Here is a 14,506-nt window from a genome sequence, read left to right as displayed (position 1 = left end):
GTGGGGATCGCGCCGGCCACGGACGACCCGTGGGCGTGCCGGGGCGCGCGGTCGTGCACTGGGCCGGCGGCGGGGTCGACGAGGCGCTGACGGACCTCGAACGGGCCCTGAGCGCTCGTCCCGGGCTACGCGTGGGCCCTGACGCGGCGGCGGGAGCGGCTGGGGGACGGAGAGGCGCCGGGGTGACGTTTCGCGGTGTCGCCGACGCCGCCGACCGCGGAGTCCTCGGCGAGCGTCCGCCGCGGGGACGGCCGACACCGGCAAGGTCGGCACCACCGGGTTCAGCACCACGCACAGCACCGCGTTCAGCACCACGCACAGCACCGGGTTTCAGCACTGGGGGCCCGCACGCCCTGCGGACCGCACACATTCAGCAAGGAGCCGTCATGTCCGTCAGAGCCCTCGTCGTGGACCCGTCCGCGACCGACGCCGTACGTCTCACCGAGGTGCCCGAGCCCGTCCCCGGGCCCGGGCAGGTGCTCGTGGACGTCCACCACGTCTCGCTCAACCACGGCGACCTCAACGACGCCCTGTCCGGACGCGTACCCGAGGGGGCCGTGCTGGGTTCGGACGCGGCCGGCGTGGTGGTGCGGTCCGAGGGCCCGGGGCCCGCGGTGGGCACCCGGGTCGTCGCCCTCTCGGCCGGTGCTTTCGCGGAGCGGATCGCGGTGGACGCGGATGCCCTGGCCGAGATCCCGGACGGCCTCTCGCCGGCGGAGGCGGCGGCGCTGCCGGTCGCGGGGATCGCCGCGCTGCGTTCCCTGCGGGCCGGGGGCCTCGCCCCGGGCAAACGGGTGCTGGTCACCGGCGCATCGGGCGGCGTCGGACGCTTCGCGCTGCAACTCGCCGCCGCCGCGGGCGCCCATGTGATCGCCTCGGTGGGCTCGGCCTCCCGCCGCGAGGGCCTCGTCAAGGCGGGCGCGGACGAGGTGGTGGTGGGCCTGAAGGGTCTGGACCGGCCGGTCGACGTGATCATCGACAGCGTCGGCGGCCCGCAGATGGTCGCGGCCTGGGAGCTGCTGGCGCCGGGCGGCAGCCTGCAGAGCGTCGGCTGGACGTCGGGGGAGCCGGCCGTCTTCCCGCCGTACTCGACGGTCGGACCGGCCAAGTCGCTCACGTCGTTCGTCAACGACCTGTCCGCGCCGGCCGCCGACCTCGCTCTCCTGGTCGGTTACGCCGCGGATGGCCGCCTCGCGGTGGCGATCGGCTGGCAGGGTCCGTGGGAGAGGTTCGCGGACGCGGCCCACGCCCTGCGCCGGCGCACGGTGCGGGGCAAGGCGGTGCTGCGGGTGACGGCGACGATGTGAGCCAAGGGCGCCGGACGACGGGGGCCGGTGCGCGGCGGCGATGCGCGGCGACGGGCGCGGGCGTTCGGCTCGCGGCGGTGCGAGGAGGCGGTTGAGGATGGGGCCCCTGGGGCCCCTGGTGCGCGACTCGCTCAAATCCGGCCCGACGTGCGGCCCATCACATACCGCATCGGCTCCCTCACAGTCCTGAACCGATCTCCCGCGGTCGATTAAAGTGCTCCGCCAGGTGCATACGTTCGACGTCCAGGGAGGGACGCGCGGTGAGCGCAGCAGCCACAGCCGTCTGGGGGCGTGCGGAACAGCAGGACTTCCGTGCCCGGGTGCGCGGCGCCCTGCTCGGCGGTGCCATCGGCGACGCGCTGGGCGCCGGGGTCGCGTCCCTCACGCTGGACGAGATACGCGCCACACACGGACACGACGGCATCGGTGATCTCGTACCCGCCCACGGTCGCCGCGGCGCCGTGACCGCGGCCACCCAGCTCACCCTGTTCACCGTCGACGGGCTCATCCGCGCCCAGGTCCGCCGCGACACCGGCGCCTGGCATCCGCCCACCGATGTGCACCGGGCGTATCTGAGATGGGCCGCCACCCAGCGCGACTGGGGACCGGACGAGCGCCGCAAGGACAACGGCTGGCTCGCCCGCGAGGAGTGGCTCTACACCCGTCGCGACCCCTCCCGGTCGACCCTGGTCGGCCTCGGCGACGAGACGATGGGCACCCTCGAAGCCCCCAAGAACCCGACCGCGCGCGATGCCGGCGCACTCGCCCGGTCCGCTCCGTTCGGGCTGCTCGTCGGCTGGGAGCCACAACTGGTGTGCCAGCTGGCGGTGGAGTGCGCGGCCCAGACGCACGGACACCCGACCGCGTATCTCTCGGCGGGTGCCTTCGCGGTCATCGTGCACGGACTGGCCCGCGGGGAGACGCTCGACGGCTCCGTGCAGCGTGCGCTCGCCCTGCTGGCGGCCCGCCCGGGGCACCAGCCCGTCACGGACGCCCTCAAGCACGCGCTGGGCGCCGTACGCCAGGGCATGCCGAGCCCGGCACGTATCGCGTCCCTCGGCGAGGGTCACCACGCCGAGGACGCCCTCGCCATCGCCGTCTACTGCGCGCTCGTCGGCGAGGACATCCGGCACGGCCTGCGGCTCGCGGTGAACCACGACGGCCCCTCGGAGACCACGGGCATCGTGACCGGCTCGCTGCTCGGAGCGCTGCACGGCGAGACGGCGCTGCCGCCCGCCTGGCTGTCCGAGATCGAGGGACGTCCCACGATCCTGGAGCTCGCCGACGACTTCGCGATGGAGATGACCCAGGGACCGGCGCTGCACGGACCGACGATCAACTCCCCGGGCTGGCTGGCCCGTTACCCCCGCAGCTGACGGCTCCCGCAGCTGACGGCTCGCGTCCCAGCACCGCCACGGACACGTCCACCGGCCAGGCACGACACGTCCACCGGCCAGGCACGACCGTACGCAGGACAAGCACGGCCGTACGCAGGACAAGCACGGCCGTACGGAGGACGGGCACGACGTCTCACCGGCCAGGCACCGACGTACGAAGGATCGACCAGCACGGACGTACACCGGACAAGCACGGACTCACCTCGGACGGGTACGGAGATACACGGGGCCCGGCTCCACCCTCAGGAAGCCGGGCCCCGGTGCGCAGGGGGTGTGTCCGTCAGTGCGCCGTCAGCTCTCGGCCCCTTCGCGGCCGAGGACCTTCTCCCCGGCGGGCGCGGCCTGGCCCGGCACGGTCGCCGCCGCGGCACCCGCCTCCGGGCCGTCGTCGTCCGAGTTGATCCTGGCGATGACCGCGTCGCGTTCGGGGGTGTCCTCCGGCTTGAGGAAGCCGATCACGATGTAGAGCACCAGCGAGATCGCGAGCGGTACGGACACCTGGTACTGCAGGGCCACATCGGTCCTGGCGGTGCCGTCGATCTGGTAGTTGAGGAAGAAGAACGCGATCAGACCGGCCCCCCAGCTGGAGAGCGCCGCCGTCGGTCCGGACCTGCGGAACGGACGCAGCAGGCCGAGCATGAACGGGATCGCGATCGGTCCCATCAGTCCCGCCACCCACTTGATCACGACGGTGATGATGTCCTTGAACGTGGGCGAGTTGACCTGCGTCGCGATCGCCATCGACAGCGCGAGGAACGCGATCGTCGACAGACGCGCGGCGATGAGCCCCGACCGCTCGCTCCAGCCCCGCGCCTTCTTCGAGAGCACGGGCGCGATGTCCCGGGTGAAGACGGCGGCGATGGCGTTGGCGTCGGACGAGCACATGGCCATGGTGTGCGAGAAGAAGCCCACGATGACCAGACCGAGCAGACCGTGCGGCAGCAGCTGTTCGGTCATCAGCGCGTACGAGTCGGAGGCGTCCGGCTTCTTCGCCTCGATCAGCAGCGGCGCGCACCACATCGGGAAGAAGAGCACCAGCGGCCAGACGAACCACAGGATCGCGGAGAGGCGGGCCGAGCGCGTCGCCTCGCGGGCGTTGGCGGTCGCCATGTAGCGCTGCGCCTGGTTCCACATGCCGCCGTTGTACTCGAAGGTCTTGATGAAGAGGAATGCCAGCAGGAAGGTCACCGTGTAGGGGCCGGCGGTCGCGTCCGCATGGCCCTGCATCTCCGGCTCGTCCCACACCGTCCACAGCGTGCTGAAGCCGTCGAGTTCACTCATGACGGCGAACAGCATCGCCAGACCGGCGAACAGCTGGATGATGAACTGCCCCAGCTCGGTGAGGGCGTCGGCCCACAGACCGCCGATGGTGCAGTAGATGCCGGTGATGACACCGGTGATGAGGATGCCCTGGTTGAGCGAGATGCCGGTGAAGACGGAGAGCAGGGTGGCGATGGCGGCCCACTTGGCGCCCACGTCCACGATCTTTAGCAGCAGACCCGACCAGGCGAGCGCCTGCTGTGTCTTCAGGTTGTAGCGGGTCTTCAGGTACTCCAGCGGTGACGCGACGTGCAGCTTGGAGCGCAGCCGGTTCAGCCGGGGTGCGAAAAGCTTCGCGCCGATGAAGATGCCGATGGCGATCGGGAGGGACCACGTCACGAAAGACGTGACGCCGTAGGTGTACGCGATGCCCGCGTAGCCGGTGAACATCACCGCGCTGTAGCCGGACATGTGGTGCGAGATGCCCGACAGCCACCACGGCATCTTGCCGCCCGCGGTGAAGAAGTCGCTGACGTTGTCCACGCGCTTGTGCGACCAGAGTCCGATCGCGACCATCACACCGAAGTATCCGATGAGCACGGTCCAGTCGAGACTGTTCATGTGCCCCCTCCTGGGGTCCGCCTTGTGAACGTCCATGGCACTTCGTCAGTACGTCCGATCAGCGGTGCCCCCGTGCGGGATCGGGGACTTCCGGGATTGAACCGCCTGTTCGGGCGGCCGGTCAAGGCCTCATGTGGTCATAAATGTGAACGCGGATCAGAAAGCAGAACGATTTTGCTTGTTCTTGACCTTCGGGGGCGTTGTCGTGAACGTGACGGCGGCCACACCATGAGCAGGCACTTCGTCAGGCTCCGGCCACAGAGAAAGACCGCACGGGATGCGGGTCCCGTGCGGTCGAGGAAAGGTGAGGCCAACTGCCCCCATGGACAAGCTGTTGTGGCCATGGACAAGCCAATTCGCGTGGCCATGGACGAGCCGGTTCGCGCGACGGCGGCTACCGCATCAGTTCGCCGGCGTTGACCAGCAACGACTGACCCGTGATCGCCCGGGCCCGGTCGGAGGCGAGGAACGCCGCCGCATCCGCGACATCTCCGTCCGTCGCCAGCTCGGGCAGCGCCATCCGCTCGGTGAGCCGGCCGAGCACCTCCGTCTCGGACACCCCCTCGGTGTGCGCGGTGAACCGGACGTACGCCTGGACCGGCGGGCCCCACATCCAGCCCGGCAGCACCGTGTTCACCCGGATCCGGTCCGGGCCCAGCTCCCGGGCCAGCGAGTACATCGCCGACGTCAGCGCCCCCTTGGATGCCGCGTACGCCGCCTGCCACACCTGTGAGGGCGCGGCGACCGCCGACTGCGTACCGATGATGACGACAGATCCGCCGCGCTCCTTCAGGGCGGGCAGGCAGGCCCGGGTCATCCGCAGGGTGCCCAGCAGGTTCACGTCGATGACCTGCTGCCAGGTCGCGAAGTCGGCGTCCGCGAGGCCACCGAAGTAGCTGTCCCAGGCGGCGACATGGACGACCGCGTCGATACCCCCGAAGCACTCCACGGCCAGCGCCGCCAAGGCCTCGCACTGGGTCTCGTCGGTGATGTCCGTCGGCAGGTAGGCGGTCCGGGTGCCCTCCGGATCGATCTCGCCCGCCGACTTGGCGAGGTTCTCCTCGGTGCGCGCCCCGAGGACGGCGCGGCCCCCATCGCGAACGACGGTTGCGGCGATCTGATGGCCGAGCCCGGCGCCGACGCCGGACACGATGACGGTCTTCCCCTGCAGCAGCATCTCGGCGGCTCCCGGCTCTGGCGCAACATCTGACGACCCGTCAGAGTAGGTGCGTCCGTGGACGGAGGGAAGGGAGACGGTGGAATGAGCGACCGTACGACGAGCGACACCCGCAGCGAGGTGTACGCCGAACTGGCCGGTGTGGGCCCGTACGGAGTGCGCCCCGGCCACGCCCTGATCACGATGGTCGAACCGCACCCGGGCCACGAGTACGCGTACAACCGCTGGTACGAGGACGACCACTACTACGCCGGCGCGATGGCCATGCCCTGGATCTACGCGGGCCGCCGCTGGGTCGCCACCAGGGACCTCCAACTGCTGCGCCGTCCCGAGAAGTCGGCGGTGGCCCAGCCGGTCACCGCGGGCTGCTACCTCTCCACGTACTGGATCACCGACGGCCGCTACGCCGACCACATGAAGTGGACGGTCGGCATCAACAAACGCCTGAACCATGACGGCCGCGTCTACCAGGACCGTACGCACGTCTTCACGGCCTTCCAGGACCACGAGACGACGGTCTACCGCGACGGAGCCGCGGGCCCGCGCGACCATCACGCACTCGACCACCCCTACGCCGGCCTGGTCGTCGAGGTCATCGACACGGACGGCCCCGAACAGCGGGCCGAACTGCTGGAGTGGCTGCGCACCCGTCACCTCCCCGAGCGCCTCGCCGGCTCCGGCACGGCCATCGTGACCGTGTTCCGCCCGACCCCGCTGCCGGGCGACCGGATGACGTACGTCAAGCAGGTGGAGGGCGTCGACACGCGCCTGACGCTGCTCTGGTTCCTGGAACAGGACCCGCGGGAGCGGTGGGACACCGACTTCGCGGATCCGGACGGGGAGGTCGCCGCGTCGGGCCTCGGGCGGGTGGAACTGCTGGCGCCGTTCATCCCGACGGTGCCGGGGACGGACCGGTACGTGGATCAGCTGCGCTGACGGGTCCGGCCCGGCGTGTGGCCGAGCCCCCTCGGCCGGGACGGCGGGCCAGTCGAGAGGGCTCTGTCAGGTGGTGCGTGGACAACGGGGGCTCTGCGGTACTCGGCGTACGGCTCAGCCGAGATCGAAGGCTCCCTGCCCGACCTCGTTCACGAACGCGTTCCACGATTCGGGGACGAAGCTGATCGACGGGCCCGCGGGGACCTTGGAGTCCCGGACGGCGATGGCTTGCTCGACGGGTGACTTGACCTCTACGCAAGCACCGTTGCCCGTGGAGTACGAGGACTTGGTCCAGGTCTCCGTAGCGCCCTGAATGATTGCCATGTTCGCTCCGCATGTGCGAGTGATGTGATGTGCGCCAACGTTTGTGCTGGCGTGATCGACGCTACTCGCCGCCATCGGCCTGTGAGGCAGCCGTTCACTCGACCGGATGGCATATTCCAGATGACACCTCCGCCGCACCTGGCGGGGGTGTACCTTACGGTTTTCATCGTTGCGAACGCGTTCCTGACGGTCTTTCGGTGACTCTCAGCGCGCGTAGTCCTTGGCGATGTCCGCGATGAAGGCCCGCGTCTGGTCCACGTTCAGCGCCTGGGCGCGCAGATGCTCGTACATGACGCTGTACTTCTGGACGTCGTTGGCCTTCTCCAGATACAGGTCGCTCGTGACGCCCTCGATGTAGACCACGCTCGAGTCCGAGGCGTCCGGGAACTCCAGGATCGCGTACTGGCCGTTGATCCCCGGGTGCGCGCCCATCTCGAAGGGCAGCACCTGCACGGTGACATGCGGCAGCTGGGAGAGCTCCACGAGATGCTCCAGCTGCTCGCGCATCAGGTTCTTGCCGCCGACGAGCCGGCGCAGGGCGGCCTCGTCGATCACGACCCACAGCCGCAGCGGATGGTCGGAGTCCTTGATCCGGTCCTGGCGGCGCAGCCGGACGCTGACCCGCTTGTCGATGTCGGTGGTGCCGGTCTCCGGCAACGCGCCCCCGATGAGGGCCTCCGCGTACTGCCGGGTCTGCAGCAGACCGGGCACGACCTGCGGTTCGTACACCCGCAGACTCGCCGCGTCCGTCTCCAGGCCGATGTAGACGCTGTACGGGATGTCGCCGAAGGCGTGCCACCAGCCCTGCTGACGGGAGTCCTTGGCCATCTGCATCAGGGAATCGACGATCCGGTGGTCGTCGACCTCGTACACGCCGCACAGGTCGCGGACATCGCGCTGGCTGATGGAACGGCGGCCGTTCTCGAGGCGGCTGATCTTGGACTGCGACACCAGCAGGCGTTCCGCGACCTCTTCGGCCGTCATGCCCTTCAGCTCACGGAGCCGGCGCAGCTCCTGGCCCAATCGGCGTCGCCTGACGGTGGGATTGACACTGGACGCCACGGAAACTGCACCTCCGGCTGCGTTGCTGAGCGTATCTACTGCTCAGCAGACTGCCACCAATGGTCATGGCCGCGCTGAGAAATAGCCACACGCGCGGCACGCACCGTACGGAGTCCACCACCATGTGGTCACAACGGGAGCACAGGCGGAAGGACATGCGGCCCCCGGGCGCAGGGGACACACGCGGACGCAGGGGACACACGCGGACGCGCGGGGCGGCCGTGGGGCTGCCCCGCGCGTCATGTGCGGCTCCCGAACCGGGTCATGGGGACGTCGGTGCGGCGAAATACCGGTGGTGCGGGTGGTGCTGTCGTGCTCTCGGTGCGGATCGTGCTGCTGAACTCAGTGCGCCGGGATGCGGGCCATGGTCCCGCGGTGCGGCTGCATCGACGCGGCGGCCACCTGACGGCTGCCGGTCGCTGCGGCGGGATTGCGGCGGGGCTGAGCGCCCACACCGTTCTGGACGTCCATCACGGCGTGTGCCACGAGACCGCCCATGGGGTCGTGCCTGATGAGATCCCGCAGACGGGATCGCGAGGAACGCCCCTCATTCCCTGGGTACAGATGCTTGCCGAGTCCGACCGCGTGGGCCAGCGCGGCGAGCGCCGCGGTCCGCGGGTCCGGCGGTACGCCGGTGCGGATCGCACTGTCCAGCCGGGCTCTGATGTCCCGGCTGATCGCTGTCTCCGTCGCCTGGTAGCGAGTCGTCGGCAGCACCCCGCACATCTGGCCCGCCACGGCATGCACCATGCCGCACCGCTCCAGATGGGAGAGGTAAATCTGGCGGAGCCCCAGCCGGGGCCCACCGATCCAGTGAACTGCGCGAACCGGGCTGCCGCGTCTGCGCAACAGCTCCAGTGCGGAGTCCAGTGTCGGATCTCCTGTCGGCCGTGGCATCACCACGGCGATACGATCCCCGTCCGGGGCTATCCGTCCTGCCAGAGCCAGCTCCACTAGCTGAGCTCCGGCCAGGCCGAGGTCGAGCGACTGCGGCTGCGCTGTGGTACCCGTGGTCGGGTCCAGAGCGAGCAGCAGAAGCTCTTCCGGAAGTGTTCTGCGGCTCCTGCCCATCCATGCCTCCCCGCGTGGATGAATGACAGGGTGACCCCTCTCACATTGGTCTGTCGAGAGCGCGTGGGTGCTTCGTACGGGAACCGACACGTATGTCGTTCTCGTCTAGGCGCAAGGGGCGCACTCTCACACAGGACACTGGTAGATGGTTCGGACAACACGGGCTGTCGTTGTCGGCGGGCGCCCCGGCGCGTACGTACGGCAGATGACGCTTGACTCATGGAGGAGGCACGGTGGCGGGCGAGTCCCCCGACAAGTCGGAGCAGCGGAAGTCGTCGGGGGAGACGACTTCGGGTGAACGTGACCCGCGGCTCGCCGTGTTCCGCCAGGCATCGGCCCCGGCCCCGGCCGTGGACCAGCCGACGGCGGTCTTCAAGATGCCGGAGGCTGTTGAGCCGGATCCGGCGAGTTCCGAACCGGCGAGTTCCGAAGCGGCGAGCCCCGGACCGGTCGGCCCCGAACCCGGCACGGAGTCGGGCTCGGTGGAGAACGACGCGCGGCTGCGGGCCGCGGTGGCGGCATGGGTGGCGTCGGCGGACGAGGAGCCGGCGAAGACGGACGCGCGGTCGGACGCGGGGTCGGAGCCGGACTCGGGATCCGATGCGGGTGCGGACTCGGCTTCGGGCGCGGACTCGGCTTCGGCTTCGGCCTCGGGCTCCTCGGCGGACGCCGAGGCGGAGTCGGACAGCGTGCCGGAGTGGGTGGCGCGGACGTCGGAACTGCCGGAGCCCGCCGCGACGGCGGAACTTCCCGTGACACCGGACGAGGTGGAGCCGGAGGAGCCCGCCGCGGACGTGGAGCCCGAGGACGCGCCCGCGGCCGCGAGCGCGTCGGACACGGCCGAGGACGACCGGCCCGAGGAGGCGGCTGAGCCCGCTGCCCGAGGCGATGAGCCCGCCTCGGACGCCGATGACGACGCCGACAGGCCCGAACAGGCCGACGCGCCCGCCACGGTTGACGCCGAGGACGCGGTCCCGGCCGAGGACAAGGCCGAGGCGAAGACGGCGGAGACGCCGGCGGACGCCGAGCCGGCCACAACCGATGACAGCGTTGCCGGGACCGAGGCGGGCGGCGTTGCGGACGCCGCCGCAGAAACGTCCACACCCGAGCGCCCCGCCGACACCCCCGCTGCCGCCACGATTGATGGCGAGACCGCCACGACCGATGGCGACGCCGGCAACGACGACAACGGCAACGACGAAAACGGCAACGACGACGCCGACGACTCGGCGGCCTCCGACGCATCCTCCGACGCAAAGGCGGGCGTCGCCCCTGCAAAGGGAGACGCCGCGCCCGCCGAACCCCCGGTCGACCAGCCCACCGCCGTCTTCAAGGCGCCCCGGAAGCCTCCCGTCGACAGCCCCACCACCGCGCTCAAGATGCCGCCGGCGCCCCGGCCCGAGGCCGACCCCGCGCCCGCCGAGCGGACGAGTACCTTCGTGCCGCTGCGTGTCGACGACGGCGTGCGGACGCCGACCGCGAAGAGGCCCCAGGCTGCTGCCCCGGCCGCGCCCGGGAAGCCCTCGGCCGCCCCGGACAAGCCCGCGGCGCCCGCGAAGTCGACGGCCGGCGCACCCGCTGCCGCATCGGCCGCACCGGACTCGCTCACCGAGGCCGAGCGCACCCGGCAGCAGCCCATGCCCCCGCTGCCCCCGCTCGACCTGCTCGCCGAGCTCACCAACACGCCGCCCCCGCCGCAGACGGCCGTGCGTACGGTCTTCCGGCGCTTCAAGATCTGGACGCCCCTCGTCGTCCTGCTCCTGATCGTCTTTGCCATCGCACAGGCGGTGCGTCCGCTCCCCGAGCCGGAGCTCGCGCTGTCCGTCGACCCCACTTACACCTTCCAGGGCGGCAGGCTCGGCCTGCCGTTCCCGGGTGAGGGCCAGGGCGCCGTCGAGGTCGAGGGCGTCGGCACCATCGGTACGTACGGCGCGCAGAAGCCCGCGCCGATCGCGAGTGTCGCCAAGACGATGACGGCGTACGTGATCCTCAAGAACCACCCCATCACCGGCCGGCAGGTCGGGCCGAAGATCACGGTCGACCAGCAGGCCGAGGACGAGGGCAGGAACGAGGACGAGTCGACCGCGAGGATCACGCAGGGGCAGCAGTTCACCGAGCGTCAGATGCTCCAGCTGCTGATGATCCCCTCCGGGAACAACGCCGCGCGGCTGCTCGCCCGCTGGGATGCCAAGACCGAGGCCGAGTTCGTCAAGAAGATGAACGACGCCGCCAAGGAACTCGGCATGACCAACAGCACCTACACCGACCCGAGCGGCCTCAAGGCCACGACCGTGTCCACGCCGCTGGACCAGCTGAAGCTGGCCAAGGCGGTCATGCAGAACGACATCTTCCGCGAGATCGTCAACACCACCATGACCACCATCCCCGGCATCGACGGACCCATCAGGAACAACAACGACGAGGCCCTGCTGAAGGAGGGCGTCGGCGGTATCAAGACCGGCTCGTCCACCCCGGCCGGCGGCAACCTGCTCTGGGCCGCCAACACCGTGGTCGACGGCAAGGTCCGCCGCATCGTCGGCGTCACGATGGGTGTCCAGAACGCGCAGATCCTCAACGACAAGCTCGAGCTGGCCATCGACCACAGCATCAAGGTGATCGAGGCGGCCCAGGACGGCGTCACCTCCGCGACCGTCGTGAAGAAGGGTGCTGTCGTGGGGTACGTGGACGACGGGTTCGGCGGCCGCACCGCCGTGGTCGCGACCAAGGACCTCAAGGCCGTCGGCTGGGGCGGTCTGGAGATCAAGATCGCGATCAACGACGGGGGCAAGAGCCTCCCCCACACCGCCTCGGCGGGCGACATCGTGGGCCAGGTCTCCGTCGGCTCCGGCACCGGCAAGGTGACGGCACCGGTCGCGCTCCAGAAGGACCTGGCGGAACCTGGGTTCGGCGACAAGCTGACGCGCATCGGCTAGGACGGCCCGAGCCGTATGGCCGACGCGCTTCGGTCAGGACGGCCCGAGCGGTACGGCCGACGCGCTTCGGTCAGGACGGCCCGAGCGGTACGGCCGGTGCGGGACCTCCGGACCGGGGGGTCCCGCACCGGCCACGCGGGCGCCCCCGGCGCCGGGGCACCCGCGTGCTAGCGTCCCGGGCAACTCACCGGGCAACTCGAGGACGCCGGGACAGCGTCCTTGAGGATGGAATCGCCGGCGACGGCGCGCGCCGCGCACAGCGGGCCGGACGACAACGGCCCGCGGCGCACGGCGGGCCCGACGACAACGGCACACGGACGGGGAAGACGGGGAGAGCCGCAGTGACCACTGCCGAGCCGGCCCAGGCGGACGGCAGCAGCACCGGCGCGGGGCCGCGAATACGCGGGCCCCTGACTGGCTCCGACCGCGCCCGGAACGACTCCGACACCCTCGGCGACGGTCCCGCGGACCGATCCTCCGACGGGCCCCCCGACCGATCCTCCGACGGGTCCTCAAGGGCCGACCGAGGCCCGCTCGCCGAACTGCGGGACCGCCTCTCCCGCCGTCCCGTGCTCGTCGCCACCGCCCTCGCGGCGCTGGTGCACCTCATCTGGTTCTTCTTCTTCGCCAACAGCGGCGGCGACATCGCGGCCCAGGACGCCTGGGCGGAGTTCGTCGGCCGCCATCCCGACTCCGCGTACAACCTGGCCTGGTACGGCGGGATGCACCCGGTCTCGTACAGCGTCGTCTCGCCGTATCTGATGTCGCTGATCGGCGTCCGCTCGACGATGATGGTCGCGGGTACGGTCTCGGCAGCCCTGACCGCGCTGATCCTGGTGCGCGTCCGTGCCGTCCGCAATCCGCTGGCCTGCTCGCTCGCCGGGGTCTTCGCCTTCCTGTGCAACGCCCTCTCCGGGCGGGTCACCTTCGGCCTCGGCATGATGTTCGCGCTCGGCGCCGTCGCCGCGGTCTTCTGCTGGCCGCACCGCTGGCGGATGAACCGCTGGGCCAAGGCGTCCGTGGCGGCGCCGCTCGCCGGGCTCGCCACCGCGGCCAGTCCGGTCGCCGGCCTCTTTCTCGGCGTCGTCGCGGCCGCGCTGTTCCTGAACGGGCGCCGGCCGGGGGCGTACGCCCTGGGCCTCGCCCCGGTCGCCGTCGTCGCGCTGTCCTCCTGGCTGTTCCCCTTCTCCGGCACCCAGCCGATGTCGTTCTGGTCGACGTCCCTCCCCTTCCTCTACGGGGTGTTCGTTCTCGTCCTCGTACCGAAGGACTGGCGCACGGTCCGCACCGCGGCGGCCGTCTACGCGCTCGGCACGCTGCTGACCTGGCTGATCGAGTCCCAGATCGGTTCGAACGTGTCCCGGCTGCCGATGCTGTTCGCGGGCGTGGTGCTGCTGGCGGCGCTCCCGTTCACCCGGCCGCGCACGCGGAAGTGGTACGCGCTCGTCATCGTCTTCGCCGGGATGAACTTCTGGATCGGCTTCAAGGCCGTGGACGACATGGTCCGTACCGCGCCGACCGCCTCCTGGAACCGTGAGCTCGCGCCGCTGATCAACCGGCTCCAGCACGTGAACGCCGAACGCGGCCGGGTCGAGGTGGTCCCCGCCAGCAGCCACCGCGAGGCGTCCGCCCTCGCTCCGTACGTCAATCTGGCCCGCGGCTGGAACCGCCAGGCGGACATGAAGCGCAACCCGCTCTTCTACGACGACGACAAGACCCTCACCTCCGCCGACTACCGCGCCTGGCTCGACCGGTGGGCGGTCCACTACGTCGTCCTGCCCAAGAAGGGGTCGCCCGACGAGAGCGGAGCCCGCCAGGAGGCGGAGCTGGTCCGCGAGGGACAGCCCTACCTCACGCGCGTCTGGGGCGACGGCAACTGGCAACTGTTCGCCGTGAAGGACCCGATGCCGCTGGCCGACCCGCCGGCCACGGTGAACCACGCCGGCGCGGGCGACCTCACCATCCAGGTGAAGACGGCGGGACGGGTGCTGATCCGGGTGCCGTACTCGCCGTGGCTGAGCCTTGTCGACAAGGACGGCAAGAAGGTGGACGGTCCTCAGGAGACGAAGGCCTCGAAGCTGCGCGAGGACGGGCCGAAGAGCTACACCAACCCGAACGGCTGCCTCATCAAGGTGGAGCAGGACGGGGAGGGCGACGAGTGGACCGAACTGCTCGCGCCCCGGCCCGGTGTCTACCGGCTGGCGGCCCCGTACCAGCTTCCACGCGGCACCCCGTGCCCGGACGAACTTCACTAGCACCCTTACCCGCGTTAACACCTACAGGGCCCTGGCCTGCTGATGCATAGTGGACACGTTTCACATACCGAGCAGTTGGTCTAGTGGTGCGGGTGTTACATGGCGTGCGAACGATGCGACGGCAACGGCGGGGACGCGCTGTCGGGTCGGCGCTGCCCGCAGT

At 70.5% G+C, this 14,506-nt stretch carries 10 protein-coding genes; 5 read left to right on the top strand and 5 right to left on the bottom strand.

Annotation, left to right across the window (positions count from 1 at the left end):
* Nucleotides 1–386: 386 nt before the first annotated feature.
* Both ABTX78_RS14115 and ABTX78_RS14110 read left to right on the top strand, forming a co-directional pair.
* Entirely contained in the window at nucleotides 387–1,307 is a 921-nt protein-coding gene (locus ABTX78_RS14115; RefSeq protein ID WP_352207045.1) for a zinc-binding dehydrogenase, read from the top strand.
* A gap of 260 nt (nucleotides 1,308–1,567) precedes the next feature.
* Complete coding sequence (locus ABTX78_RS14110) at nucleotides 1,568–2,683, top strand: ADP-ribosylglycohydrolase family protein (protein ID WP_352207044.1); 1,116 nt, start codon at nucleotides 1,568–1,570, stop codon at nucleotides 2,681–2,683.
* A gap of 312 nt (nucleotides 2,684–2,995) precedes the next feature.
* Here the strand turns inward: ABTX78_RS14110 and ABTX78_RS14105 are convergent, their stop codons facing one another.
* Complete coding sequence (locus ABTX78_RS14105; protein WP_352207043.1) at nucleotides 2,996–4,585, bottom strand: sodium:solute symporter family protein; 1,590 nt, start codon at nucleotides 4,583–4,585, stop codon at nucleotides 2,996–2,998.
* Nucleotides 4,586–4,979: 394 nt separating this feature from the next.
* On the bottom strand, nucleotides 4,980–5,762 hold the full coding sequence (locus tag ABTX78_RS14100) for an SDR family oxidoreductase (protein WP_352207042.1): 783 nt from the start codon (nucleotides 5,760–5,762) through the stop codon (nucleotides 4,980–4,982).
* An 84-nt stretch (nucleotides 5,763–5,846) separates the two neighbouring features.
* Between ABTX78_RS14100 and ABTX78_RS14095 the strand changes: the two genes are divergently transcribed.
* Complete coding sequence (locus ABTX78_RS14095; RefSeq protein WP_352207041.1) at nucleotides 5,847–6,698, top strand: hypothetical protein; 852 nt, start codon at nucleotides 5,847–5,849, stop codon at nucleotides 6,696–6,698.
* 114 nt (nucleotides 6,699–6,812) lie between these two features.
* Here ABTX78_RS14095 and ABTX78_RS14090 read toward each other — a convergent pair whose 3' ends face one another.
* The 3 genes from ABTX78_RS14090 to ABTX78_RS14080 form a co-directional block, all read right to left on the bottom strand.
* Nucleotides 6,813–7,022, bottom strand: a complete 210-nt coding sequence (locus tag ABTX78_RS14090) for a DUF397 domain-containing protein (RefSeq protein WP_313945767.1) — start codon at nucleotides 7,020–7,022, stop codon at nucleotides 6,813–6,815.
* 204 nt (nucleotides 7,023–7,226) lie between these two features.
* Nucleotides 7,227–8,084 (bottom strand): helix-turn-helix domain-containing protein, encoded by an 858-nt coding sequence (locus ABTX78_RS14085; RefSeq protein ID WP_352207040.1) that lies wholly within the window; start codon nucleotides 8,082–8,084, stop codon nucleotides 7,227–7,229.
* A gap of 342 nt (nucleotides 8,085–8,426) precedes the next feature.
* Nucleotides 8,427–9,155 (bottom strand): GOLPH3/VPS74 family protein, encoded by a 729-nt coding sequence (locus tag ABTX78_RS14080; protein WP_352207039.1) that lies wholly within the window; start codon nucleotides 9,153–9,155, stop codon nucleotides 8,427–8,429.
* A gap of 233 nt (nucleotides 9,156–9,388) precedes the next feature.
* On the opposite strand from ABTX78_RS14080, the gene ABTX78_RS14075 reads away from it, so the two are divergent.
* A complete protein-coding gene (locus ABTX78_RS14075) occupies nucleotides 9,389–12,088 on the top strand; it encodes a D-alanyl-D-alanine carboxypeptidase (RefSeq protein ID WP_352207038.1) in 2,700 nt (899 codons plus the stop codon).
* A 341-nt stretch (nucleotides 12,089–12,429) separates the two neighbouring features.
* Entirely contained in the window at nucleotides 12,430–14,343 is a 1,914-nt protein-coding gene (locus ABTX78_RS14070) for a DUF8823 domain-containing protein (RefSeq protein ID WP_352207037.1), read from the top strand.
* Nucleotides 14,344–14,506: the final 163 nt, after the last annotated feature.

The organism is Streptomyces sp. NPDC096193, from assembly GCF_040302905.1.
Lineage (GTDB): Bacteria > Actinomycetota > Actinomycetes > Streptomycetales > Streptomycetaceae > Streptomyces.
The sequence above is the reverse complement of the archived record's forward strand: the minus strand, read 5'-3'. Positions and strand labels throughout refer to the sequence as shown.

Excerpts from the sequence above, each read along its gene's own strand:
- ABTX78_RS14115 (WP_352207045.1), top strand. The coding sequence starts at position 387 with ATGTCCGTCAGAGCCCTCGTCGTGGACCCGTCCGCGACCGACGCCGTA.
- ABTX78_RS14105 (WP_352207043.1), bottom strand. The coding sequence starts at position 4,585 with ATGAACAGTCTCGACTGGACCGTGCTCATCGGATACTTCGGTGTGATG.
- ABTX78_RS14100 (WP_352207042.1), bottom strand. The coding sequence starts at position 5,762 with ATGCTGCTGCAGGGGAAGACCGTCATCGTGTCCGGCGTCGGCGCCGGG.
- ABTX78_RS14095 (WP_352207041.1), top strand. The coding sequence starts at position 5,847 with ATGAGCGACCGTACGACGAGCGACACCCGCAGCGAGGTGTACGCCGAA.
- ABTX78_RS14090 (WP_313945767.1), bottom strand. The coding sequence starts at position 7,022 with ATGGCAATCATTCAGGGCGCTACGGAGACCTGGACCAAGTCCTCGTAC.
- ABTX78_RS14080 (WP_352207039.1), bottom strand. The coding sequence starts at position 9,155 with ATGGGCAGGAGCCGCAGAACACTTCCGGAAGAGCTTCTGCTGCTCGCT.